The sequence below is a fragment of the Phaeobacter sp. S60 genome, from assembly GCF_000826845.1.
Taxonomy (GTDB): Bacteria; Pseudomonadota; Alphaproteobacteria; order Rhodobacterales; family Rhodobacteraceae; genus Phaeobacter; species Phaeobacter piscinae.
This window is the reverse complement of sequence record NZ_JSWJ01000003.1, coordinates 488,082-512,894: the sequence shown is the minus strand read 5'-3', so window position 1 is coordinate 512,894 and position 24,813 is coordinate 488,082. Positions and strand designations below refer to the sequence as shown.

At 59.9% G+C, this 24,813-nt stretch carries 25 protein-coding genes and 1 tRNA gene; 9 read left to right on the top strand and 17 right to left on the bottom strand.

The window, feature by feature from the left end:
• The first annotated feature begins 17 nt into the window (after positions 1–17).
• The 4 genes from OO25_RS03965 to OO25_RS03950 all read left to right on the top strand — a co-directional run bounded on the left by OO25_RS03965 (position 18) and on the right by OO25_RS03950 (position 4,782).
• Positions 18–602: an outer membrane protein gene (locus OO25_RS03965; protein ID WP_040169219.1), complete on the top strand. Its 585-nt coding sequence runs from the start codon at positions 18–20 to the stop codon at positions 600–602.
• Positions 603–907: 305 nt separating this feature from the next.
• Complete coding sequence (cysS, locus tag OO25_RS03960; protein WP_040178571.1) at positions 908–2,305, top strand: cysteine--tRNA ligase; 1,398 nt, start codon at positions 908–910, stop codon at positions 2,303–2,305.
• 66 nt (positions 2,306–2,371) lie between these two features.
• Positions 2,372–4,003, top strand: a complete 1,632-nt coding sequence (gene cimA, locus OO25_RS03955; RefSeq protein WP_040178569.1) for a citramalate synthase — start codon at positions 2,372–2,374, stop codon at positions 4,001–4,003.
• Positions 4,003–4,782, top strand: a complete 780-nt coding sequence (locus OO25_RS03950) for a squalene/phytoene synthase family protein (RefSeq protein WP_040178566.1) — start codon at positions 4,003–4,005, stop codon at positions 4,780–4,782. The genes cimA and OO25_RS03950 overlap by 1 nt, the downstream gene beginning before the upstream one ends.
• Positions 4,783–4,872: 90 nt before the next feature.
• On the opposite strand, the gene OO25_RS03945 is transcribed toward OO25_RS03950, so the two are convergent.
• On the bottom strand, positions 4,873–6,099 hold the full coding sequence (locus OO25_RS03945; RefSeq protein WP_024097132.1) for an MFS transporter: 1,227 nt from the start codon (positions 6,097–6,099) through the stop codon (positions 4,873–4,875).
• A gap of 92 nt (positions 6,100–6,191) precedes the next feature.
• Between OO25_RS03945 and OO25_RS03940 the strand changes: the two genes are divergently transcribed.
• Both OO25_RS03940 and OO25_RS03935 read left to right on the top strand, forming a co-directional pair.
• Complete coding sequence (locus OO25_RS03940; protein WP_040178564.1) at positions 6,192–6,860, top strand: DNA-3-methyladenine glycosylase; 669 nt, start codon at positions 6,192–6,194, stop codon at positions 6,858–6,860.
• Positions 6,857–7,522, top strand: a complete 666-nt coding sequence (locus tag OO25_RS03935; RefSeq protein ID WP_040169209.1) for an alpha/beta hydrolase — start codon at positions 6,857–6,859, stop codon at positions 7,520–7,522. The genes OO25_RS03940 and OO25_RS03935 overlap by 4 nt, the downstream gene beginning before the upstream one ends.
• A gap of 40 nt (positions 7,523–7,562) precedes the next feature.
• Here OO25_RS03935 and OO25_RS03930 read toward each other — a convergent pair whose 3' ends face one another.
• Positions 7,563–8,261: a pseudouridine synthase gene (locus tag OO25_RS03930; RefSeq protein ID WP_040178562.1), complete on the bottom strand. Its 699-nt coding sequence runs from the start codon at positions 8,259–8,261 to the stop codon at positions 7,563–7,565.
• 601 nt (positions 8,262–8,862) lie between these two features.
• On the opposite strand from OO25_RS03930, the gene OO25_RS03925 reads away from it, so the two are divergent.
• Positions 8,863–9,429, top strand: coding sequence for an HNH endonuclease (locus OO25_RS03925; protein WP_040169205.1), 567 nt, complete (start codon positions 8,863–8,865; stop codon positions 9,427–9,429).
• Positions 9,430–9,507: 78 nt separating this feature from the next.
• Here the strand turns inward: OO25_RS03925 and OO25_RS03920 are convergent, their stop codons facing one another.
• From OO25_RS03920 to rocF, 3 genes are read right to left on the bottom strand one after another with little or no spacing between them, the layout of a single operon-like run.
• Complete coding sequence (locus tag OO25_RS03920; RefSeq protein ID WP_040178560.1) at positions 9,508–10,554, bottom strand: ornithine cyclodeaminase; 1,047 nt, start codon at positions 10,552–10,554, stop codon at positions 9,508–9,510.
• Positions 10,551–11,480 carry a citrulline utilization hydrolase CtlX gene (ctlX, locus tag OO25_RS03915; RefSeq protein WP_040178557.1) on the bottom strand — a complete coding sequence of 310 codons (930 nt, stop codon included), beginning with the start codon at positions 11,478–11,480 and terminating at the stop codon, positions 10,551–10,553. The genes OO25_RS03920 and ctlX overlap by 4 nt, the downstream gene beginning before the upstream one ends.
• Positions 11,477–12,403, bottom strand: coding sequence for an arginase (gene rocF, locus OO25_RS03910; RefSeq protein WP_040169611.1), 927 nt, complete (start codon positions 12,401–12,403; stop codon positions 11,477–11,479). Before rocF ends, ctlX begins: the two co-directional genes overlap by 4 nt.
• Positions 12,404–12,515: 112 nt before the next feature.
• Between rocF and OO25_RS03905 the strand changes: the two genes are divergently transcribed.
• Positions 12,516–12,941, top strand: coding sequence for an Lrp/AsnC family transcriptional regulator (locus OO25_RS03905; RefSeq protein ID WP_040169608.1), 426 nt, complete (start codon positions 12,516–12,518; stop codon positions 12,939–12,941).
• Positions 12,942–12,975: 34 nt separating this feature from the next.
• On the opposite strand, the gene OO25_RS03900 is transcribed toward OO25_RS03905, so the two are convergent.
• Positions 12,976–13,446 (bottom strand): disulfide bond formation protein B, encoded by a 471-nt coding sequence (locus OO25_RS03900; RefSeq protein ID WP_040178553.1) that lies wholly within the window; start codon positions 13,444–13,446, stop codon positions 12,976–12,978.
• Between the two features lie 2 nt (positions 13,447–13,448).
• The gene (locus OO25_RS03895) at positions 13,449–14,027 is read right to left on the bottom strand and encodes a YqaA family protein (RefSeq protein WP_040169199.1); all 579 of its coding nucleotides are present in this window, start codon (positions 14,025–14,027) and stop codon (positions 13,449–13,451) included.
• A 176-nt stretch (positions 14,028–14,203) separates the two neighbouring features.
• Between OO25_RS03895 and OO25_RS03890 the strand changes: the two genes are divergently transcribed.
• Positions 14,204–14,289: transfer RNA gene (locus OO25_RS03890), tRNA-Leu, on the top strand.
• Positions 14,290–14,467: 178 nt separating this feature from the next.
• Here the strand turns inward: OO25_RS03890 and OO25_RS03885 are convergent.
• The 10 genes from OO25_RS03885 to OO25_RS03840 all read right to left on the bottom strand — a co-directional run bounded on the left by OO25_RS03885 (position 14,468) and on the right by OO25_RS03840 (position 24,806).
• Positions 14,468–15,946, bottom strand: a complete 1,479-nt coding sequence (locus OO25_RS03885; RefSeq protein WP_040178740.1) for an HD-GYP domain-containing protein — start codon at positions 15,944–15,946, stop codon at positions 14,468–14,470.
• A gap of 146 nt (positions 15,947–16,092) precedes the next feature.
• A complete protein-coding gene (locus OO25_RS03880; RefSeq protein ID WP_040178739.1) occupies positions 16,093–16,848 on the bottom strand; it encodes an ABC transporter ATP-binding protein in 756 nt (251 codons plus the stop codon).
• Positions 16,848–17,702 (bottom strand): ABC transporter ATP-binding protein, encoded by an 855-nt coding sequence (locus OO25_RS03875; RefSeq protein ID WP_040178552.1) that lies wholly within the window; start codon positions 17,700–17,702, stop codon positions 16,848–16,850. The genes OO25_RS03880 and OO25_RS03875 overlap by 1 nt, the downstream gene beginning before the upstream one ends.
• Positions 17,699–18,634 (bottom strand): nickel transporter permease, encoded by a 936-nt coding sequence (gene nikC, locus OO25_RS03870; protein WP_040178551.1) that lies wholly within the window; start codon positions 18,632–18,634, stop codon positions 17,699–17,701. Before nikC ends, OO25_RS03875 begins: the two co-directional genes overlap by 4 nt.
• Positions 18,631–19,689 (bottom strand): ABC transporter permease, encoded by a 1,059-nt coding sequence (locus OO25_RS03865; RefSeq protein WP_040178547.1) that lies wholly within the window; start codon positions 19,687–19,689, stop codon positions 18,631–18,633. Before OO25_RS03865 ends, nikC begins: the two co-directional genes overlap by 4 nt.
• Before the next feature lies 1 nt (position 19,690).
• Positions 19,691–21,286: an ABC transporter substrate-binding protein gene (locus tag OO25_RS03860; protein ID WP_040178546.1), complete on the bottom strand. Its 1,596-nt coding sequence runs from the start codon at positions 21,284–21,286 to the stop codon at positions 19,691–19,693.
• Positions 21,287–21,370: 84 nt separating this feature from the next.
• Complete coding sequence (locus OO25_RS03855) at positions 21,371–22,441, bottom strand: dipeptidase (RefSeq protein ID WP_040178545.1); 1,071 nt, start codon at positions 22,439–22,441, stop codon at positions 21,371–21,373.
• Positions 22,442–22,645: 204 nt separating this feature from the next.
• Positions 22,646–23,317 (bottom strand): class II aldolase/adducin family protein, encoded by a 672-nt coding sequence (locus tag OO25_RS03850; RefSeq protein WP_040178542.1) that lies wholly within the window; start codon positions 23,315–23,317, stop codon positions 22,646–22,648.
• A 6-nt stretch (positions 23,318–23,323) separates the two neighbouring features.
• A complete protein-coding gene (mtnA, locus tag OO25_RS03845; protein WP_040178541.1) occupies positions 23,324–24,427 on the bottom strand; it encodes an S-methyl-5-thioribose-1-phosphate isomerase in 1,104 nt (367 codons plus the stop codon).
• A gap of 88 nt (positions 24,428–24,515) precedes the next feature.
• Positions 24,516–24,806 carry a MoaD/ThiS family protein gene (locus OO25_RS03840; protein ID WP_040178540.1) on the bottom strand — a complete coding sequence of 97 codons (291 nt, stop codon included), beginning with the start codon at positions 24,804–24,806 and terminating at the stop codon, positions 24,516–24,518.
• Positions 24,807–24,813 lie beyond the last annotated feature (7 nt).

Here is a 24,813-nt window from a genome sequence, read left to right as displayed (position 1 = left end):
GACAAGGAGAAGTCGAGATGACTCGTATCGTATCCATGGCCGCTATCGCCGCCGCCCTGAGCACCCCAGCCTTCGCCGGCAACCTGGAAGAGCCTGTCGTAGCCCCAGCCCCTGCCGCTCCGCCAGTTGTGGTTGCCAATGACGGCGGCGACTGGACCGGTGCATATATCGGTGGCCAAATCGGGCAGCTGGACGCAGATACCAGCAATGGCCTGTCAGGGGATGATGTCTCTTACGGTGTGCACGCTGGCTACAACTATGATTTTGGCCGCTTCGTACTGGGTGGTGAGATTGACTACGACGCCACCGATGTTGATCTTGGCGGTGGTGCCGCCACTGTGGACTCGGTGATGCGCGGCAAGGTGAAGGCCGGGTATGACTTTGGCCCCGTGCTGGCCTATGTGACCGGCGGTGTGGCGCAGGTTGATACCTCTATTGGTGATGAAACCGGTGAATTCTACGGTATCGGCGTGGCCTACCGTGTGACAGATCAATGGACTGTCGGTGGCGAAGTGCTGGAGCATGACTTCGACAATCTGGGCAGCTCCGGCATCAGCGCTGATGCGACCACCGTGTCGCTGCGAGCCTCCTACCAGTTCTGATTTGACCCACCGGGGTTAAAGGCGGCGCGTCCATTTCGGTGGGCGCGCCGTTTTGCGTTGGCGTGAGGCTTCGGTCTGAATTGCAGGCTTGGCGGGACGATGCGCGCGTGTTATGAAAACTCCATGAACCGGATTTGCAACATTATTACCTGCTGCATTACCTGCTGAAATAGTCAGCGGGCTGGTTTCTGTCGTTCCCTTCTTTTGAACAAGTTGCTAAGCCCGCGCTGCGCGCCGCGTATCTGCGGCACCCGTTGGGAGAGTGGCCAGAGGCGCATGCGCTGCGGTCAGACGAAGGATTTGTGATGACGACGATCAAGCTGCACAACACCCGCACCCGAGGCAAAGAGGTGCTGGACCCGCTCAATCCCGACGATGTGCGCCTCTATCTCTGCGGACCTACGGTTTATGACCGCGCCCATCTTGGTAATGCGCGTCCTGTGGTGGTGTTTGACGTGCTCTATCGCCTCTTGCGCCACGTCTACGGCACCGATCACGTCACCTATGCGCGTAATTTCACCGATGTGGATGACAAGATCAACGCAACTGCGCTGGCCCGCAAAGAAGCGGGCGCGCCGGGCACGTTGGAAGAGCTGGTACAGGAACGGACCGAAGAAACCATCAGCTGGTATCTGGCGGATATGGCTGAGCTGGGCGCGCTGGAACCGGATCACATGCCGCGCGCAACCGCCTATATTCCGCAGATGATCGCGATGATCGAAGACTTGATTGCCAAGGGCCATGCCTATGCCGATGGCGCGGGACATGTGCTGTTCTCGGTCAAGAGCTACAAGGACTACGGCGCGCTATCCGGCCGGTCGGTGGATGACATGATTGCCGGGGCGCGGGTTGAAGTGGCCGATAACAAACGCGATCCAATGGATTTCGTGCTGTGGAAGCCCTCCACCGATGAGTTGCCGGGCTGGGACAGTCCCTGGGGCCGGGGTCGTCCGGGGTGGCATATCGAATGCTCCGCCATGAGCCATGAGCTGTTTGGCGACAGTTTTGATATTCACGGCGGTGGCAATGACCTGATGTTCCCGCATCACGAGAATGAAATTGCGCAAAGCTGCTGTGCCCATCCTGAGGGCGATTTTGCAAAAATCTGGCTGCACAATGAGATGCTGCAGGTCGAAGGCAAGAAGATGTCCAAGTCTCTGGGCAATTTTTTCACCGTACGCGACCTTTTGGATCAGGGCTATCCGGGGGAGGTCATTCGCTTTGTGTTCCTGCAAACGCATTACCGCAAGCCGATGGATTGGACCGACAAAAAAGCAAAAGAGGCGGAAGCCACTTTGCGCAAGTGGTATCAGCTTGCGGCAACGGCCCTAGACAATGAAGAACCATATGTTGGGCTGATCAATGCACTATCCGATGATCTAAATACCGCTCAAGCGATTGCCGAATTGCATCAGCTTTCTCATGCAGGAGATGCTGCAAGCATGCGGGCTAGTTTGAAGTTCATGGGCCTTATGGGGGCGGACATTCCGACATGGGTTGCAGGTGAGGAAGTTGATTTAACCCACTATGAAAAATCACTTTTTGAGGCGCGCCAGGCGGCTATGGAAACCAAGGATTTTGCGGAAGTTGATCGGTTGAAATCCGCCTTGGTCGATGCCGGCATCGAAGTCCGCATGTCAAAAGCTGGCGTTGAACTGGTGCCCGGCCCGTCGTTTGATGCCAGCAAATTGGACGCGATCTAGCACCACGACACATCACGGCCCTCTGAGGGGAGGGCCACCCTCATTTGCCAAGCCATAAGGCCAGCCATGACCAAAGAACGTCTTTACCTCTACGACACCACGCTGCGCGATGGGCAGCAGACCCAGGGTGTGCAGTTCTCGACCACCGAGAAGGTGCAGATTGCCACGGCGCTGGACGGGCTGGGGGTAGACTACATCGAAGGGGGCTGGCCCGGCGCCAATCCGACTGACAGCGGGTTCTTTGATGCAGCCCCGCAGACGCGCGCGACCATGACCGCCTTTGGCATGACCAAACGGGCCGGGCGGTCCGCGGAAAACGACGATGTTCTGGCGGCGGTGATGAATGCCGGCACCGGGGCGGTCTGTCTGGTGGGCAAAAGCCATGATTATCACGTGACCCATGCGCTGGGGATCACGCTTGACGAGAACCTCGACAATATCCGCGCCTCCATCGCGCATCTTGTGGCGCAGGGGCGCGAGGCGCTGTTTGATGCCGAACATTTCTTTGACGGTTACAAGGACAACCCGGATTACGCGCTGGCAGCATGCCGCGCCGCGCTTGAGGCGGGCGCGCGCTGGGTGGTGCTGTGCGATACCAATGGTGGCACCTTGCCCGGTGACGTCGGGCGGATCGTGTCGGAGGTGATCGCGGCGGGGCTGCCGGGGGATTATTTGGGCATTCACACCCATAACGACACCGAAAACGCGGTGGCCTGTTCGCTGGCCGCGGTGGATGCAGGTGCGCGGCAGATCCAGGGCACACTGAACGGTCTGGGGGAGCGCTGCGGCAATGCCAATCTGACCACGCTGATCCCGACGTTGCTGTTGAAACCCCCCTACGTGGACCAGTTTGACATCGGTGTCAGTCGCGAGGGGTTGAGCACGCTGACCGCGCTCAGTCGGATGCTGGATGAGATTCTGAACCGGGTGCCAACGAAACAGGCCGCTTATGTTGGGGCTTCTGCCTTTGCCCATAAGGCCGGGCTGCATGCCAGCGCGATCCTCAAGGATCCGAGCACCTATGAGCATATTGACCCGGCATTGGTGGGCAATGCGCGTATCATCCCGATGTCCAATCAGGCCGGGCAGTCCAATCTGCGCCGTCGCCTGTCGGAGGCCGGTCTGCGCGTGGAGAACGGCGATCCGGCGCTGGCGCGTATTCTGGAACGGATCAAGACCCGTGAGGCCGAGGGCTATTCCTATGACACCGCCCAGGCCTCGTTCGAGATTTTGGCCCGTGAGGAGCTGGGGCAGCTTCCAAGCTTCTTTGAGGTGAAGCGCTATAAGGTCACGGTGGAGCGGCGCAAGAACAAGTATGACCGGATGGTCTCGCTCTCTGAGGCGGTTGTGGTCGTCAAGGTGGATGGCCAAAAGCTGCTGTCGGTGAGTGAATCGCTGGACGAAACCGGTAGCGACCGGGGGCCGGTGAACGCGCTGGCCAAGGCGCTGACGAAGGATCTGGGCCAGTACTCCAAGGCGCTGGATGATATGCGGCTGGTCGATTTCAAGGTGCGCATCACCCAAGGCGGGACCGAGGCGGTGACCCGCGTCATTATCGACAGCGAAGATGGCAAGGGGCGGCGCTGGTCCACCGTTGGCGTCAGCGCCAACATAATCGATGCCTCGTTTGAGGCGCTGCTGGATGCGATCCGCTGGAAACTGTTGCGCGATACCGATGCGGCGGGTGGTGCGGCCTGATGATCCCGTTTGATGATGATCTGACCGCCTGCGCCGATCTGGTGCAGAAAGGCGATCCCGACCGTTTTGCCACGGTGATGGCCGCCCCGGTCGAGGCGCGCGCGCCGCTGTTTGCGATCTATGCGTTTAATCTGGAATTGGCACGCGCGCCTTGGGCCTCATCCGAGGCGATGATTGCGGAGATGCGCGTGCAGTGGTGGCGTGATGTCGGGGAGGAAATAACCGCAGGCGGCTCGGTGCGTCGGCATTTTGTGGCAACACCGCTGGCCAAGGTCCTGACGCCGAAGCTGGCGGTGCATATTGATGCCATGGCAGAGGCGCGCCGCTGGGATATCTACCGTGATCCGTTTGAAGATGAGGCGGCGCTGGCCGATCACATCGACAAGACGACAGGGTCGCTCATGTGGATGGCCGCCGCAACACTGGGCGCATCGGATGAGGCGCTGGTGCGTCGGTTCGCCTATGGGGTCGGGGTTGCCAATTGGCTGCGCGCGATCCCGAAACTGGTCGCCGAAAAGCGTATTCCCCTGCTGGACGGCACGCCGTCAGGCATAAGTGCACTGGCAGAAACCGGGCTGGAGGCGATAAAGGAGGCGCGCGGGCAACGCGCCAAACTCACCAAATCCGCGCTGCCGGCACTGCTTCCCGGCTGGCAGGCCGCTGCGATCCTGCGGCAGGCCGTGGAGGAACCGCAGCGCGTGGCCGAGGGTATATTGGGCACCAGCGAGTTTCGCCGCCGCGCCAGCCTGATCTACCGGGTGTCAACCGGACGCTGGTAACGGGCTCAGGCCTTCAGATGAAAAAGACGCCTGCGGTTTCCCGTCAGGCGTCTTTTTTGTCGGTTTATCATCACGAGCCGGACTCTGCGCTCAGGCCTTGCGCAGAGCCCGCGGCTTCAGCATCAGCCACAGCAAAGCTCCGCCCGCCAGCACCAGGAAGGGCGCCATGGCCATGTTCACAGCGGTCCAGCCTTCGACCGCACTGCCGCCGGAACAGTTCATCAGACCACCAGAGGCGAGCGAAGCGAAGGTCACGCCGCCAAACACCAAGAGGTCGTTCAACCCCTGCATCCGGCCGCGCTCATAGCTCTCATGTGCGCCCGCCAACATGGTTGTCGCCCCGATGAAGCCAAAGTTCCAGCCAATGCCCAGCAGGACCAGCGCGACAAAGAAATTCTCCAGATCAACGCCTTGCAGCGCGACAGCTCCGGCTGCGGCAAGGATCACAAGGCCAGCGCCGACAATCTTTTCCACGCCAAACCGCGCGATCAGATGACCGGTAAAGAAGGACGGCACATACATTGCCAGCACGTGGGCGGTCACCACATCGGCGGCGCTGCCTTCGCTAAAGCCACAGCCAACAACCGCCAGCGGGGTTGAGGTCATCACCAGGTTCATCAGCGCGTAGGACACCATGGCGCAGATCACCGCCACGGCGATGGTGGGCGTGCGCAGCAGCTCCAGACGGCTGCGTCCCTTGGGGGCGTCTTCGCTGGGGACAGGGGGTTTGGGGATTTTGAGGAACAAGAACAGGATTGCACCCAGGACGTTCACGGCAACCACGGCCATATAAGTGCCGAGGAAGGGGATCACAAAGGCCTGGCTGGTCGCCTTGACAATTTGCGGGCCAATGATGGCCGAGAGCAACCCGCCCGCCATCACATAAGAAATCGCCTTGGGCCGAAACGCATCGGACGCCGTGTCCGTTGCGGCAAAGCGGTAAAAGCCCTGCGCGCTCATATAGATACCGGTGAGGAAGCTGCCCAGCAGGAAGATGGGGAAAGAGCCAAGGTAAAGCCCATATGCCCCAATGACACCGCCAAGTGTGCCGCCAGCGGCGCCCACAAAGAAGCCCGCCTTGCGCCCGTACCGCTGCATGATCGCAGAGATCGGCGTGGCCGCCAGCATGGAACCGGCAACGATCAGCGAAATCGGCAGCGTCGCGAAACAGGCATTGCTGGCAAGCGATTGACCTGCGAGACCACCAATGGTGAAAATCATCGGCATCTGCGCACCCAGAAAGGCCTGCGCAAGCACGAGAATGACAACATTGCGTTTGGCGATGCGGTCGTCGGGGAGGGGGAGGCTGTCAGTCATGACAGATGCGTATCCCTGAATATCCGACAGGGCAAGATTGATGCTGCATCAGTGCGCTATGCGCGCGAAAAAGACGCAAGGAGAGGTCACATATGACAGGATCGAAAAATCCGGATGCGGTGGGGATGGCCAACGTCGGGCGGATCATCACCAGTGACGCCTGTGTGCGCGAAGGTGCCGCGTGGCTGGCCGATCAGGATCCACGGTTTGCTGCCGCAATCGACCTCTGCGGACCGTTGCCCTTGCGCCGCAAACCCGAGGGATTTGGTGAACTGCTGAGCGCGATTGTCAGCCAGCAGGTCAGCGTGGCTTCGGCCAATGCGATCTGGGGGCGGATGGTTGAGGCCGGGCTGGATACAGCACCGCAGGTAGCAGCGGCCAGCGAGGAGGAGTTGCGCAGTGTCGGTCTCAGCCGTCAGAAAATTCGTTACGCCCATGCGTTGGCAGCGGCCGGTATTGATTTTGACACCCTGCGCCAGCTCCCGGATGCAGAGGTGATTGCGACCCTGACGCAAGTGTCGGGCATTGGCACCTGGACGGCGGAAATCTACGCGATGTTCTCGCTCGGGCGGGCCGATGTCTTTGCCCATGGCGATCTGGCGCTGCAAGAAGGGGCCCGGATCCTGCTGGATCTGCCGGAGCGGCCGAAACCCGCCGCGATGCGCCGCATCGCTGAGGACTGGTCGCCATGGCGGTCGGTTGCGGCGCGCGTGCTCTGGGCCTATTACCGGGTGGCAAAGGACAGGGAAGGGATCCGATGACACGAGTTTTGAAAGCCGAGCGCAAGGCGCCTTTGTCGGGGCAGACCCGATCCGTGGTGGTGTTCCTGCATGGCTATGGGGCCAATGGGGCCGATCTGCTGGGGCTGGCTGACCCCTTGGCCGAACATCTGCCCGACACCTTGTTTGTGGCACCGGATGCCCCGGAAAGCTGTGCAGGTGCGCCTTTTGGTTTCCAGTGGTTTCCGATCCCCTGGATCGACGGCTCCTCGGAAGAGGAATCCATGCGCGGGATGATGGCCTCCATCGAGGATCTGAACGCCTTTCTGGATGCGCTGATGGTGGATGAGGACGTGCTGCCCGAGCAGGTGGTGCTGTTTGGATTCTCGCAAGGCACAATGATGAGCCTGCATGTGGCCCCCCGCCGCGAGGATGCGGTGGCCGGGATCGTCGCTTTCTCCGGACGGCTGCTCTCGCCAGAGACGCTAAAGGATGAGGTCGTCTCAAAAATGCCGGTGCTGCTGGTGCATGGCGACGCTGACGATGTGGTGCCGCCACAATCGCTGCCCGAGGCTGCCGAGGCGTTGGGAGAGGCCGGGTTCCAGGATGTCTTTGCTCATATCATGAAGGGCACAGGCCATGGCATTGCCCCCGATGGGCTAAGCGTAGCGCTGGCGTTCATGCGGGACAAGCTGAGCCTTTGAGCGCTGAAAGCCGTAGATGAAGCGCAAAGCCGCGTAAGGATCAGCCCTTGCGCGGCTTTCTTGGTTTTCGGGGCTTTGCTCTCGCGTTCGGTTCCGGGCGAGCGGGCGTTGACGCGGCAGCCTTGCGCCGGGCGATGGCCTGTCGATTTGGCGCGGGTTTGGGCTTGGGCGGTCCGGGAATAGACGGCACCTCCAGATCCTCCCAATTGCCGGGGGACAAGCCATCAAGCGTCCAGATCCCAATCGCAGCACGGATCAGGCGCAATGTCGGGTGACCCACAGCAGCCGTCATCCGCCGCACCTGACGATTACGGCCCTCGCGGATGGTCAGCGCGATCCAGCTATCAGGGACGGATTTGCGCACCCTGATTGGCGGATTGCGTGCCCAGATCCCGTCGGGTTCATCCATCAATGCTGCTTTCGCCGGGCGGGTCAGCCCGTCCTTTAGTTCCACGCCGTCCGCCAGCGCCTGAATAGCCGCAGCGTCCGGCGTGCCCTCAACCTGCACCCAATAGGTTTTCGGCATTTTATGCTGCGGATCGGAAATCCACGCCTGCAAGCGCCCATGATCGGTCAGCAGCATCAGCCCCTCGCTGTCACGATCCAGCCGTCCCGCAGGGTAAACTCCCGGCAGATCAATCCAGTCGCTCAGCGTTGCGCGCGGACTGCTTTCGCTGCCACGGTCTGTGAACTGCGGCAAAACGTCATAGGGTTTGTTGAAGCGGATCAATCGGGTCATCTGTCTGCAATAGGCAGCACTCCGCTGAGTGGCAAGGGGCAGGCGCGCCTCCAGCGTGGTTTGTCCCGACGCCTTTCAGCGACTGGTCGTCATGCGGCTGTCACGGAAACATCCTAGAGGTTGATCTGAGAGCTGGTCTGAGACCTTGTCATAGTCATTGATAATGGGGGCTTGCCAGTTGCAGGCCACGATATATAGTTAATTCAAAGCAGGGGCGGGTTCCCCGCTCTGGTGTCGGAACACAGGCAGACAGGGCGGTAGAGCCGTTGCAGAACATGCAGATCCAACAGCAACAGATTTCAGCAGATAGTGGGTATCGCCGTGCAGCCGTTGCCCATGGTCAGCCTGTGATCAACGGCAGCAAGGGAATGCGCCCGCTGATTGGTCTGCGAATACCTGTTTGGCCGCATCGAAGCCTGCTGTCGGTTCACCCGCAGACTGCTGATATTCATATGACTGATCCAAAGACAAGCGCGTGCACTCCACGCGCTTTTGTTTTGTCTGAAACCACTGCTGTGTCGGCCCGTGCGCGGGGGCAGGGCGGTGGTCAGTGGCCGGGACCTTGGCGCAGGTCCGGGCCATTGAAACGAGGAGGTGCAGTATGACCGTCGCCGTTGGTAATCTCAGAACTTTGATTCTGAACGCAGATATGCAGCCGCTCAGCTGGGCGCCGCTGTCTGTCTGCAATTGGCAGGATGCGTTTGTTGCCGTCCATCAGGAACGGGTCATACAGGTCAAGACCTATGACGATGTCGCGGTGCATTCGGCTTCGGACACCTTCGAAGTGCCCGCTGTTGTTGCGCTCAAACGCTATCGCAAGCGCAAGAAGGTGGCCTTCACCCGGTACAATGTGTTTCTGCGTGATGAGTTCTGCTGCCAGTATTGCGGCAAGCGGTTTGCCGCCAAGGATCTGACATTTGATCATGTGATCCCCCGCAGCAAAGGTGGTGCATCCTCCTGGACCAATATCGTCGCCTGTTGCAGTGCTGATAATCTGCGTAAGGGCAATCTGAAACCACAGCAGGTGGGGTTGAAGCTCCGTCGTCAACCCTTCGCCCCAAGCCCACATGAACTGGACGCGATTGCCCGGCGCCTGCCACGCCCCAAACCGGAACTGCACCAGACTTGGATGGATTTCCTCTATTGGGATAGCGAATTGGACAGCTGATCGCACCCTGAAAGAGCTATGAAAAAGGCCCCGATCAGCAGCGCTGTCGGGGCCTTTTTGTATCTACCTTCGGGGGGATCAGCCTTTGGCGCGTTGCACCATGCCAAAGAGATCGCGCGGATCGTCAGGGTCGGCCAGCATATCCAGTTCGAGGAAGAAATCGGTGTCCTTGATCCGATCACGGATGTAGCGCAGAGCCGAGAAATCCTCGATCGCGAAACCGACGCTGTCGAACAGGGTGATCTGCTTGTCATCGCGGCGACCGGGTTTCTGACCCAAGATCACCTGCCACAGTTCGGTGACGTCAAAGTCCTCAGGCATCTGCTGGATTTCCCCTTCGACCCGGGTCTGGGGCGGGAATTCCACAAATACGTCAGAGCGGGACAAGATACCTGGTGCAAGCTCCGTCTTGCCTGGGCAGTCGCCGCCGATGGCGTTGATGTGCACGCCGCTGCCGACCATGTTGTCGGTCAGGATCGTGGCATATTGCTTGTCTGCGGTGCAGGTGGTCAGGATCTGCGCGCCCTCAATCGCCTCTTCCGGCGTCTCGCAAGCCACAACATCAAGCCCGCTGTTTTTCAGGTTTGCCGCGCATTTCGCGGTGGCGGCCGGATCAACATCATAGAGACGCACGGATTTTAGCCCGCAGATCGCCTGCATGGCGAGCGATTGAAACTCCGACTGGGCGCCGTTACCGATCATGGCCATGGTCGTCGCGCCTTTGGGCGCAAGGTGTTTTGCCACCATGGCGGAGGTCGCGGCCGTGCGCAGCGCGGTCAGAATGGTCATTTCGGTCAACAGTACGGGATAGCCAGTATAAACATCCGCAAGCAGGCCAAAGGCAGTGACAGTTTGCAGCCCCTCAGAGGTGTTCTTTGGATGGCCGTTCACATATTTGAAGCCGTAAGCCTCACCGTCGGAGGTGGGCATCAGTTCGATCACACCGACGTCGGAATGGCTGGCCACGCGTGGTGTCTTGTCAAACAGCTCCCAGCGTTTGAAATCCTCTTCGATATAGGCGGCGAGATCCTTCATCACCGTGTCGATCCCGACATGATGAATGAGGCGCATCATATTGTCGACGCTGACAAAAGGCACAAGCGCCTTGTCCGAGGGTTGGGTCATGACTGGGTCCTTTCACGGGGGCTGAGGTGGATGGCTGCCAGCATGCAGCGCACCGACCCGCCAGCGGTTTCGATAGTGGGAATGGAGAGCGGCAGCAGGGTCGCGCTGCGCTCAATTACAGCGATTTGGTCGGCGCGCAGCGCATCGACGGCACGCGACGACAGCGCCAGCAAGCGGCTGTGCCCGGTCAGCTCCAGCGCGTTGCCGGCAAATCCGGCAATCTGCTCGGGCGTAAGATCAATCACCCGGCGTCCGGTTTCCTCCAGCCGCGCGGCAACTTCGGCCCGGCGCGTTGGATCGGTGATCATATCAAGACAGATCAGCGCATAGTCCGTGCCAATACCCATCAGCACGTTGGTGTGATAGACATCGCGCCCTTGCGCATCCCGTGCTTCAAACACCATAGGTTCAAAGTTGAAATGGGTGCAGAAACGTTCCAGCAGCACCGGATCGGCACGGTTGGATTTCACGGTGTAGGCAATGCGCCCGATATGATCGAGCACCATGGCGCCGGTACCTTCCAGCGCCAGCCCGTCCTGTTCCAACCCGGAATAGTCGATCACATCCTGAACGCGGTAATCCCGCTTTAGCAGTTCAATCACATCCCAGCGGCGTTCCTTGCGCCGGTTGGCTGCATACATGGGGTAGACCGCGACATGGCCGCCGGCATGGGTCGAAAACCAGTTGTTCGGAAACACGCTGTCCGGGGTTTCCGTGCCCGTGTCGTCAAACACATGGACGCTCACACCCGCGCCGCGCAGTGCTGCAACCGCTCCGTCGAATTCGGCCAGCGCCTGCGCAGAAGTCACATCCGCCGTGTCATCCGCAAGGGTTTGAAACGCATTGTCGTCGCGCGTCTCCGGGTTGGAGCAAAAATGGTGCGGCCGGATCATCACCACCGCACCGGGGGCCTGAAGCTGGCTCATTGATAGCTCCGTGTCGGGCGGTCAAAGACACGACGCCCAAGGGCCGAGGCGCAGAGATCCACCATCAGATGGGCCGTGCGGCCGCGCTCATCCAGAAACGGGTTCAGCTCTACCAGATCCAAAGAGGTCATCAGTCCGGAATCATGCAGCATTTCGCACACCAGATGCCCCTCGCGCACTGTGGCGCCACCGGGCACGGTGGTGCCGACCGCAGGGGCCACAGCCGGGTCCAGAAAATCAACATCCAGCGAAACATGCAGCATTCCATTGGCATCCTTGACCCGCTGGAGGAAGGCAGAAAGCGGGCCGGCAATGCCATTTTCGTCGATATCACGCATGTCGTGACGGTGAATATCGCTGGCCTCAAGCGCGAGGCGTTCCGGGGTATCAACCGAGCGCAGGCCGATCATGCAGACATTTTCCTGCGGGACCGGATTGGCCACCTCGGGAAAGCCTGCAAAATCCGGACGCCCGGTGAAATAGCCCACTGGTGTGCCGTGCAGGTTGCCGCTGTCGGAGGTTGCCGGGGTGTGAAAATCGGTATGCGCATCGAGCCACAGCACAAATTGCGGGCGGCCTTCTTTGGCGGCGTGGTTGGCCACGCCAACAACCGAGCCGAGGGACAGTGAATGGTCGCCACCAAGAAAGATCGGCAGCCCCTCTGTCATCGCTTCTTCGGCGGCGCGGATCAGGCGATTGGTCCAGCCGATGGTTTCATTGCGGGCAAAGACCAGACCGTCGTTGGTATCGCGTTCATGGGTCGCAGGCCGCAGATTGCCCTGATCGATCACCTTGTGACCCAGACTTTCGATCGCGCGCCCCAGACCGGCGGTGCGATAGGCATCCGGCCCCATCAGGCATCCGGCGCGCCGCTTGCCGCTGTCCACCGGGGCGCCGATCAGAATACAGGTCTTGGATGTCACGCGCATATCTCCTCTGCGAACTGTGCTTACCCTTAGAAACCTCCGAGTTGAGGTGGATTCCAGCGATCAAATCGCCCATATAGTAGGGCAAATCATCAAGACGGAGGTCAAATTGGACAAAACGGATGAGCGCCTGATTGCTGCGCTACGTCATAATGCACGCGCCTCCCTGTCGGATCTGGCGTTGCAGCTGAACCTGTCGCGGACCACGGTGCGGGCCCGGATTGAACGCTTGCAGAGCAAGGGGGATATCCTTGGGTTTTCAGTTGTTCTGAAGGAGGATGTGCTGCGCGATCCGGTGCGCGGTCTGATGATGATCGGCATTGAAGGGCGGGGCACCAGCCGCATCACGCGGCAGCTTCAGGGCCTGCCGGAAGTGCGGGCGATCCACACCACGAACGGGCGCTGGGATCTGATTGTGGAACTGGGCACTGAAACACTGGAGACGCTGGATGCCGCTCTTGCCAAAATCCGCACATTTGAAGGGGTGGTGAGCAGTGAAACCAACCTCCTTCTTGCCACGAAAAAGGACAGCTGAGCCGAGCGGTGACAGGCCCGGCCCGATGCAGGCGTCAGATCCGGTTCTTGCGCATGTGATTGGCCGCAGCAACCCAGAGCACGGCCAGAAAGAGCGATGCAACCGCATTCCAGCTGGCCATTGAGAGGCTGAACAACTCCCACGGGACGTCGTCGCAGCGCACCAGCGGTGCAGACATGATCTGCTGCATCAGATCTTCGGAGCTGAGGTTGCCAATCGGGCCGGAGGTGCAGGAATTCGGGCCTTCCCACCAGCCACGCTCAACCCCGGTGTGATAAGCGCCGATCGCCGCCGTGGTCAGCGCAGCCAGCGCACCGAGATAGGGCAGCATCACCATTGGCACCATCAGCGCTAACATGCCGATCACCACAGCTGCGCCATGCGGATACCGTTGCCAGATGCACAGCTTACACGGTGCCATCTCACCAAGGTACTGAAACCCAAAGGCCCCAAGCAGCAGCGCAGCTGAACCGGCGGTGGCAATAAGGATGAGAAATCGGCTCATGTTTACAAGACCTTCAGTGCGAAAAATCCGCCAAACAACAACACGACAAACACCGTAAAGACAAGCCCCAGACGCCGCTCTATGAAGTTGCGGATGGGCGCGCCGAATTGCCACAAAAGCCCCGCAACCACGAAAAACCGCAGCGCACGGGCCAGAATGGAGGTCGCAACAAAGGTTGCAAGCGGCATGCCGGTCCAGCCTGACATTATCGTGATGACCTTATAGGGGAAGGGGGTGATGCCTGCGATCAGCACCGCCCAGAACCCAAAGTCGTTGAACCGTGTGTTGAAGTCCGCCATCGCGTCGGCTTTGCCCATGGCTGCGAGCACCGGCTGGCCGATACTGTCGTAGAAAAACGCGCCAATGGCGTAGCCTAGCAGGCCGCCGGCGACTGAAGCGACCAGCGCGACCAACGCAATCAGCCAAGCCCGCGATGGGCGTGCGAGGATCATCGGGATCATCAGAACATCGGGCGGGATCGGAAAAACCGAACTTTCGACGAAGGCGACGCCAGCCAGCCACCACAGGGCCTTAGGATGATCGGCCAGAGCCATGGTTCGGTCATACAGCGCGCGCAACATCCTCGGGGCTCTCCTTGGCAATCCGATGAGAGCGGTGCCACGTGGGAGCGGGCGGGTCAACCGCCATGGCCCCTCGGGCCCCAAACCCCGCTCAGACAACGGGTGCATTTTTCACCCCTTTGAAGACGATTTGCCTATGGACCTCCGCGACCGCCTTGGGTAGGAACAAGCCAGAGGCCCAAGTGGCGGAATGGTAGACGCAGGGGATTCAAAATCCCCCGCCTTTGCGGGCGTGCCGGTTCGAGTCCGGCCTTGGGTACCAAGGGTTTCAAGGGGCTGTGCGATGGTATTGCACGGCCCTTTATTTTTGGACATCCGCGTGCGAAGAACCGAAGCGGCGACATTGCCTGCTTGCCAGCCAACGTCATTGGATTTCGGGCAAGATGTCATCGTTCGCCCGGGGGAACACCTTATTGCACAATCGCGCGGGCGCGTGGCCGTCAGTAGTTGGGCGAGAAGGGCCGCGCTTCGCGGGCGGGCCAAGGGCTGGCGGCTATGGCCTCTTTCAGGGCGCGGTGGATCTCAGGGTCGATGGCCGTACCCTGCATCTCGTCCATAGTGGCGAATGCCTTCTCCAGCGGCAAGGCCGACCGATAGGGGCGATCCGCAGTCATCGCGTCGAAAATATCGGCAACGGTTAGGATACGCATTTCGACTGTCAGATCCGCAGCCCCAAGACCGTAGGGATAGCCCTTTCCATCCAACCGTTCATGGTGCGCTACCACCACGTCAGCAATGTCTTGGAAGACAGAAATGCGCCTTAATACCTCATACCCAAATTCAGGATGCAGTTTCATCTGTTTCATTTCCTGATCGCTGAGACGGCCAGGTTTGTCCAGGATCGCGTTGGAGACACCGAGCTTGCCCAGATCATGCAGAAGCCCTGCGCGAACCATCCAACGCCGATGAGGGAGCTCAAATCCGAGCGTCTCACAGATCATATCAGTGTAATGCGCCACCCTTTCAGAGTGACCATACGTAAAGGGACTCTTGGCGTCGATCACCTTGGAGAAAGCATAGGAAATATCGTCCATATAGGTGTCATCGACGCGCAAGGTTGCTCGTGCCGCAGGATCAGAGAAAACGCTGGTCTCTAGTCTGTCGCTGGTCAAGGTATCATAGAAACCAGGGGTGCGAACTACTCGGGTAAAGACGGGCACAAGCTCAGGATCAAACCAGCTGCCTGCGCGACTTTCCAACTCGTCCGCTGCGGCGCCAGAGCCATACTGAAGTGCAAAGACATCTGTCACCTGCGCCATAAGCGCAATACGGGAAAACAGCGGAATGTCCTTCCTGCTGATCCCCGCCGGATGGCCACCGCCATTCCAATGTTCATCCAGTGCGGCAATCCCACCGGCAATCCGTTCAGAAAAACGCATCAGCTGTGCAATCTTTGCCCCGCGATCACAACGGGTCTGGATCAGCTCGGTGGCAATACTGTCGCTGCGGGCGATCACGCCAGTTACGGTTTTCAGCCGCTTGAACCCGCTATCACCCTGACCTGTGTGCTGCAGCAAGAAATCAAGTTTTTTCCAGGTCGTATCGTCGACAAATTTGAAGTTGCGTTTGAAGGAGAGATCATCTGTGCGGTAGAGCGTGCTAATTCGCGCAGCGTTTGAGCTGCATCCCAAATCTTTGAGCAACAGCGTAAAGTACAGGTCCGATCGATCCTGCCGCGATAGGTGCAGATAATCGGCTACTTGCATACCAATCCAACAGCAGCGGACACAATGCCCTCTTGGCTGGCCTTCGGTGAGATCGAGCGCATGGCTGAGCGCGCCCAGGAGTTCGCCCAGCTGAATGGTCTGGCCGCCCACCCGAGGGTAGGTCACATCGTGCAGCACGCCCGTGGAGGCGGCCGCAAAACCGGGGCCCGGATCCGGTCCGGGCAGCGAATAGGGGGTCGGAGTGGCCACCATGGCGCGCATCCTTCTTCAAACGCGCACTCAGCCTACTATCACGGCCTTAATCTCTGGTTACTGCGGCGCTCGCCCGCCCTGCAGACATCGGCCTCGGCCTCGGTATCGGCCCAGGCGCCGGCACCGGCACCGGCACCGGCACCGAGTCAGGTGACACGGTTTGCCGAGGCCTCAAGCAGCGTCTGGGTATAGGGATGCTGTGTTTCACCGTTGCGCATCGCGTCGATGCTGAGCACCTCGACGATCTCGCCATGCTGCATCACGGCTGCCTGATCGCACATATGCGCCACCACCGCGAGATCATGAGAAACCATCACAAAGGTCAGCCCATGCTCGGAACGCAAATCGCTGAGAAGGTTCAGGATTTCCGCCTGAACTGACACATCCAGCGCCGAGGTCGGCTCATCCAGCAGCAAGATATCCGGCTGTGGCGCCAGGGCGCGGGCAATGGCGACGCGCTGGCGTTGGCCGCCCGACAGCTGATGCGGATAACGAAAGCGGAAGGCGGGGCCAAGTCCGACGTCTTTCAACAGTTGATCGACCCGATCGTCGATATCGCGAAACCCGTGCAGGTGCAGCGTTTCTGACAGCACCTGATCCACCGACTGGCGCGGATGGAGCGAGGCATAGGGATCCTGAAACACCATCTGCACGGTTTTGTAGAACTCCCGGTCGCGGGTGGGGCCAAGCCGTGCGCCCTCGACGGAAATCTCGCCGTTCCATTGCGGCGCCAATCCGGTGATGGCTTTTAAGATAGTGGATTTTCCTGATCCACTCTCCCCGACAAGCCCAAAACTGGCGCCGGTTTCAACGCTGAGAGAGGCTGCTTTGACGGCATGAACCAGCGCGTGGCGTTCGCCGAAATAGACGTTGAGATTGTTGATGTCCAAGGCGGTTGTCATCATCGTCCCTCCACACTGGGGGCGTCACGCCAGGCGGGATCGCGTTGCAGCACCTCCAGCCGGGGGCGCGGCGCGTCAAACCGGGGCAGGCTGCCCAATAGCCCCTTGGTATAGGGGTGTTGCGCCTCATGCAGGCGATTGGCGTCACAGACCTCGACGATGCGGCCCGCGTACATGATCAGCACCCGGTCGCAGAACTGGGAGACAAGATTGAGATCATGGCTGATGAAGATCAGCCCCATGCCGCGTTCCTTCACTAACCGGTCCATGATCGACAGCACCTGACCCTGCACCGAGACATCCAGCGCAGAAGTGGGTTCATCCGCAATCAGGATTTCCGGGTTCGGGATCAGCATCATGGCAATCATGATGCGCTGGCCCATGCCGCCCGACATCTCGTGCGGATAGGCGCCCATCACCCGTTCGGGATCCCGGATCGAGACCGCCTCCAGCATCTCAAGCGCTTTCTGGCGGGACTCGGCCTTGCTGGCCTTGGCGTGCAGGCGATGTGCCTCGATCAGCTGATCACCGATTGTCATCACCGGGTTGAGCGAGAATTTCGGATCCTGCATCACCATGGAGATCTGCTCGCCGCGCACCTTGCGCATATCGCGTTCAGATTTGGCCAGAAGGTTCTCTCCGTGGAGGGTGATGTGATCGGCCTCAACCATCCCCGGTTTGCGGATCAGTTGCAGGATGGCGCGCCCGGTCATGGACTTGCCCGATCCGCTTTCGCCAACAATCCCAAGCCGTTCCCGTCCGAGCGAGAAGGACACGCCGCGCACCGCGTCAAAGATCCCATTGCGCGTGGGGAACCGCACCCAGAGGTTTTCGACATCCAGAAGCATACTCATGACGCGCTGTCCTTTGGGTCCAATACGTCGCGCAAACCATCACCCAGCAGGTTGAAGGCTAGCGAAACGGCAAAGATGGCAAGTCCGGGCATGGTGGCAACCCACCAGTGATCCAGAATAAACCGGCGCCCCTCTGAGATCATCGCGCCCCATTCCGGGCTGGGGGGTTGCGCGCCAAGGCCAAGGAAGCCTAGTCCAGCGGCGGCCAGAATGATGCCGGCCATATCCAGTGTCACCCTCACGATCAGCGAGGACACACAGAGCGGCCAGATATGTTTGATAATGATCCGCAGCGGGCCTGCGCCTTGCAGTCGGATCGCGCTGATATAGTCGGAGGACCGGATGGTCAGCGTCTCTGCCCGCGCCATCCGCGCATAAGGTGGCCATGCGGTGAGCGAGATCGCCAGCACCGCGTTTTCTATCCCGGCGCCAAGGGCGGCAACAAAGGCCAGCGCCAGAACCAGCCTTGGAAAGGCGAGGAAGATATCGGTGATGCGCATCAGGATGATATCGGCCCAGCCTCCCACATAGCCAGAAACCGTGCCCACCAGCAGCCCGGCAACAGGCGCAATCAGCGCCACCAGGGCAACGATATAAAGCGTGATGCGGGCGCCATAGATCAGGCGGCTGAGGATGTCGCGGCCAAGGGAGTCGGTGCCCAGAATATGCCCTTCACTGCCTAGGGGCTGCAGGCGGTTGGAAAGGTTCTGCACAAACGGGTCATGGGGGGCCAACAGCGGTGCCAGCAGTGCGATGGAGATCAGCAGGATCAAGATGGCAAGCCCCACCATCGCCATATGGTTCTGACGCAGCGACAGCCAACCCTGATAAAGGGCGGCCAGCCGCGCCTGACGCCGCGATGTGGGGGTATCGGTCAACAGCCAGGCCCGCAGGCCCTGCTTTGGGGCCGGGGTTTGCGACGACATGCTCATTTCGACCTCGGATCAAAGACTTTGTAGAGAAGGTCGGAGAAGATGTTGAGGCAGATGAACACCAGACCAACAACAACTGTGCCGCCCAGCACCGCATTCATATCCGCCGACAGCAGAGCGGTGGTGATATAGCTGCCAATTCCCGGCCAGGAAAAGATAATCTCGGTCAGGACCGACCCCTCAAGCAGGTTGGCATAGCTCAGCGCGATCACGGTGATCAACTGGACACGGATGTTGCGGAACGCATGGGTCCAGATCACCGCCCATTCGCTCATGCCTTTCACGCGGGCCGTGGTGACATATTCTGCGGAGAGTTGTTCCAGCATGAACGACCGTGTCATTCGGCTGATATAGGCAAGGCTGTAGTATCCAAGCAGAGAGGCGGGCAGCACGATATGTGAAAACGCATCGCGAAAGCCCCCCCAATCCCCGGCGATCAGCGAGTCGATCAGGATTATCCCTGTGACCGAGGGGATCATGTCCTCGTAGAAGATCCCCTGCCGGCCTGGTCCGCCAACCCAACCCAGAATTCCGTAAAACAGCAACAACCCCATCAGGCCCAGCCAGAAGATGGGCATGGAATAGCCAACCAGCGCGATGACGCGGGCAATCTGGTCAATCCAGCTGCCGCGACGCACCGCAGCGATGACCCCCAGTGGCACGCCAAGTATGCAGCCAAAGAGGATGCCGATAGTGGCCAGTTCAAACGTCGCCGGAAACACGCGCGCAATATCGGTCGAGACATCCCGCGCCGTCAGCAGCGAGGTTCCGAAATCGCCCCGCAGGACATCGGTGACATAGTAGAAAAACTGCACCGCAAGCGAGCGATCAAGACCCAGCTCACGGTAGACGGCATTATACTGCTCCTCGGTGGCGCGCTCGCCGACGATGGCCAGCACCGGATCGATGGGCATCACCCGACCGATCAGGAAGGTCACAAACAAGAGGCCCAGCATCGTGACCGCGATGGACGACAGCGTCACCAGCGTGCCGCGCGCCCAAGGGGGGAGGGGCAGCCAAGGCCGCCGCTCCGTTTCTGTTGCGAAATTCGCCATCTTACTTGGTCACATCCCAGTAGGCGACCGAGGTGATGGCGCCGCCAAGGCTCAGCCCTTCGACGTTATCGGCCATGCCCGCCTGCTCGATCAGCTGGAACATTACGGCAAAGGGGGCGGTGTCACGGAATTGCGCCTGGATCTCATGATACATCTCCGCGCGCTTCTCTGTGTCGCCTTCGACAACAGCCGCCGACACCTTCTCGGTCAGACCACCTGTGTCCCAGCCGTTGCGCCAGGCCAGAAGACCGGTGGCATTCGCGGCGTCCGAGTTGTCGGGGTTATAGGCAAAGGTGCCCGCATTGGTGTGGGGATCAGGATAGTCCGGCCCCCAAGCGCCGAGATAGATATCCAGCTCACGCGCTCGGTACTTACCCAGCACCTGCTTGCCGGTGCCAACCTCAAGGTTCAGCGTGATCCCGGCCTGGGCGAATGTGTTCTGCAGCGACTGGGCAATTTCCAGACGCTCCTGCGCCTCACGCACGCCGACAGTCAGCTCCAGATTTTCGACGCCTGCCTCAGCCAGCAACGCCTTGGCCTTTTCCACATCGAGCGAGAAGGGATTCTCGTCCACCGCACCAAGATAGGTTTTCGGCAGGAAGTTCTGATGGCCGACATACCAGTTCTTGAGGAAGCTGTTTTCCATGCCGTCATAGTCGATCAGGTACTTCAACGCCTGACGGACTTGCGGTTTGGACAGTTCCGGGTGCTTCTGGTTGAAGGAGACATACATCAGGCGACCGCGCATTTCGCGCAGCACCTCAACGCCGTCAACACCTGCAAGACCATCAACATCAGACGGGGTGAGATCGCGGGCCACATCAATATCGCCACGCTCCAGCATCAGGCGCTGGGTCGCGCTCTCTTGTACGTGTCGCACAATGACGCGCTTCATTTCTGGTTCGCCGCCGTAATAGGCCGGGTTGGCGCTCAGGGTGACGCTTTCCTTCGGCTTCCAGCTGGCAAGGCTGTAGGGGCCGGACCCAGCGGAATTGGTGGTCAGCCAAGTGTTGCCCATATCGCCATCGACTTCATTGGCCATGACCAGTTCTTTGTCGACAATCGCGCCAATCGTGGCGGTGAGGCAGTTAAGGACAAAGGATGTCGCATAACGCTTGTCCGTTGTGATCGATAGCGTGTTGCCATCAACCTTGATCGTTTCATCGACGTTCTCGGGCGTGAACCCAAATTGGGTGATGATGAAGGATGGCGTTTTGTTCAGCAGAACTGCGCGTTTCAGCGAAAACGCCGCATCCTCGGCGCGGACCGGGTTGCCGGACTGAAATTTGACACCTTCGCGCATGGTGAAGGTGATGGTGCGGCCATCCTCAGAAACAGTCCAGCTTTCGGCCAGATCCGGTTGGTAGCCGGCGTCCAGATCCGCAGGGTCGAAATTCACCAGTTTGCCGTAGATGTTGCGGATCACGTCTGCGCCTGCAAATTCAAAGCTCTGTGCCGGGTCCAGCGTGGTGATGTCGTCAATGCGGTTGGCAATGACCAGCATATTATCCGGTGTTTCGGCCATCGTGGCCATCGGGGTGAGGCCAATTGCCAACCCCAGCGCGGCGGTGCCAAGAAGGGTTTGAATGGTTTTCATCTGTAACTCCCTATCGTGTTTTAATCTTTGAATATCGCGCTGTTGTCAGCGTCTTTTTGTTGTGTGGGTCTAAAACGGGCGCGTTTACTTGCCTGCGTTCTTGGCTGGGTTTTGCCAGGTCGCATCCAGAACCCGGAGCCAATTGTCGTGGCATAGTTTCTTCATAAGAGCATCGTTGAAACCGTGTCGGCGCAGGGCGGTACGAAGGGTAGGAAGACCCGCCACAGTCTCGATGTCCTTTGGCACCGTGGCGCCATCAAAATCCGAGCCGAAACCGACCCGATCCTCCCCGAGTTGGGTGATCAGGTGGTCAATATGGTGCAGCATGCAATCAATCGGGGTGTCCGCGTCCATGCGACCATCTTCGCGCAGGAAGGCCACGGCAAAGTTGAGACCAACCATGCCATCGCTGTCACGGATCGCGTGCAGCTGGCGGTCAGTCAGGTTGCGGCTGTGGGGAGTGAGGGCGTGGGCATTTGAATGTGTGGCCACCAGTGGCGCGTCACTCAGCTCTTCCACATCCCAGAATCCGGCCTCATTAAGATGCGAAAGATCGACCATCACACCCAGCTGATTGCAGCGATGCACCAGCCTTTTGCCATCCGCAGTTAGCCCCGGCCCGGTGTCGGGCGAGCCGGGAAAGCGAAATGGTACACCGTGGCCAAACCGGGTCGGGCGGCTCCAGACCGGGCCGAGCGAGCGCAAGCCCGCCTGATAAAGAACGTCGAGCATATGGAATTCCGGATCAATTGCCTCCGCCCCTTCCATATGCATCACGGCTGCGATCAACCCCGTGGCAAGACAGCTCCGAATATCATTGGTGCTGCGGCAGATCTTCAGCGCGCCGTCGCGTTCCAATTGGAGCAATATCGCCGCCTGAGAGAGCGCGACGGGGGCCGCATCCGGCCAGCTGACCTCCTCGGGCAAAGGTAAATCGTAGGCCGTGGCCATCATCTCATCATGGCTGTCGATATCGACCGCGTCAGGTACGTAGATGGCAAAAAAGCCACCGCCAAAACCGCCTTCGCGCGCTTTCACAAGGTCAATATGGCGTCCGCCGCCACCTTGGAACCCGTCAACACCGGGTGAAATGTCGCGATTATGCAAGCGCAGCAATAGATCGTTGTGGCCGTCGAAAATCAGAGGGTCAGTCATTTTGCTTCCTAATTCCCTGATATGAGGTCGTATCTTTTGCGCTAACGCAAGGGAATTTACGCTGGTTTTCACGATAAGCCTGGTCAACGCTCAAAAAGTGGCGCCTGACCAGCGGGATGCAGGAGGCTACCGGTCACCCTGACCGCCAATAGGTCGACCAGGCCGGGAATATGTTCGATTATCGCGCAAATGCGACTCAGGATTTTAGTCCTGCTTCAAGCTATAGCCTGCAAATGCCGCCAGCGCGTCGTCGATCTGCGCCGGGCTGAGTAGCTTGGGCGTACCGATGCTGCGGGCGCGAATGTAGGTTGCTGCCAAATGTTCCAGCTCAGCCATCCGCCACATGGCGCGCGCCAAGGTGTCACCGGTGCAGACGGCGCCATGGTTCGCCATAAGGCACCCCTCGCGGTCTGCCATTGCGGTAACAACATGGGCTGAGAGCTCTGCGCTTCCGAAGAGAGCGTAGTCAGCAAGCGGGACGTCGTGCCCGCCAAACGCTGCGACCATATAATGACAGGCCGGGATTGCCATGTGGTTCACCGCGAGAGCGCAGCAATTGACAGGGTGGGCATGAACAACGGCCATTGTCTCCGGCTTGGCTGCGAGCAGCGCCTGATGAAATTGCCACTCGGAAGAAGGGGCAAACTGGCGTCCCAGCGGAGCCGGATCGCCGACCACCGGCATCCGGACGATCATTTCTGGGCTCATTGCCTCATAGGGAACCCCGGATGGGGTGATCAGCATGTCCCCACCGGCGATCCGCAGAGATATATTACCGGATGTGCCCTGATTGACCCCACTCCGGTTCATCTCCAGACAGGCATCAATGATCGACTGGCGCAGCTCCAGGTTATCCTCTCGGGCGGATCTGGACATGGCAGATTACCCCGCCTTTCGGATAAGGTCAGGAAACAGCGCCGCCAGCCCCTCGGCAGAGGCGTCGCAGATACCGCGCTCGGTAATAAGCCCGGTCACCAGCCGGTTTGGCGTCACGTCAAAGGCGGGATTGCCGCAGGCGGTGCCCTCTGGCGTAACCTGTGCCAGCCCGATATCGCCACCCTCCAGCACGCCCTGAACATGGCTCACCTCGCGGCTATCACGGTCTTCTATCGGGATCTCTGCGACACCGTCCGTGACCGTCCAGTCAATGGTGGGCGAGGGCAGGGCGACATAGAACGGCACCCCGTTGTCACGGGCCGCCAGCGCCTTCAGATAGGTGCCGATCTTGTTGCAGACATCGCCCTGACGGGTGGTGCGATCAGTGCCGGTGATGACCAGATCAACCTGTCCGTGCTGCATCAGATGGCCGCCTGCATTGTCCGTAATGTAGCTGTGGCTGATGCCGTGGCTGCCCAGTTCCCAGGCGGTCAGCGCGCCCTGATTGCGGGGGCGGGTTTCATCGACCCAGACATGAATCGGAATTCCGGCATCATGGGCCTGATACATCGGGCTGGTCGCCGTGCCCCAGTCAACGGTGGCGATCCAGCCGGCGTTGCAATGGGTGAGCAGGCGTACGGGTTCACCTGCCGGTTTCTTAGCGGCGATATCGCGGATCAATGTCAGACCATAAGCGCCAATGCGGCGGTTGATCTCGACGTCCTCATCGGCAATGGCATGGGCAAGCTTCAGCGCAGCTTTTGCACGGTCTTCCTCCGGCAGGGGGCGCAGCGTCTCCAAGCAGCGGTTCAGCGCCCAGCGCAGGTTGATTGCTGTCGGGCGGGTCGCATTGAGTTGCTCCCAGGCGGCCTGTAGCGCGCTGTCGGACGGATCCATCTCCGCAGCCAACGCCATACCATAGGCCGCGGTCGCTCCGATCAGCGGTGCGCCACGCACCCGCATTTCCACGATGGCCGTAGCGAACTCCTCAAGCGTGGCAACGGGCTGGATGCGAAACTCATGCGGCAACCAACGCTGATCAATGATCATCAGGACCGATTGATCCTCATCCCACCAAAGCGAACGATAATGCGTGCCATTGATTTTCATGTGGGGGTCCTCCGTTCATGGCGAGCCCAGCGCCGCCGTTGAACGTTGTCCTAACGCATTGGCGTTAGAGTGCAATCATCTTGCACGCCTAACCACCGCGCAGCCGCTGCATCAGGTAGATTTCATTCTCAGGGGCGAGGGGTTCATCCAAACTGGCCGCAATGATGCGCCCGTCTACCGCCACCGAAACGCCTGCGTCCAGCGCCGGGATCAGCGCGGGGTAGGCGGCTTTCAGCGCGGCGATCATGGTGCCAGTGGTGCTGGCGGAAACTTCCACCGCGTCTTGCCCCTCGGCAAAGCGGCGCAACCCGGACCAAAGATGCACGGTCAGGCGCGGCAACCCCGCGTCCTGACCCAGATCTTGCGTCTCACTCGTCATCGCGCTG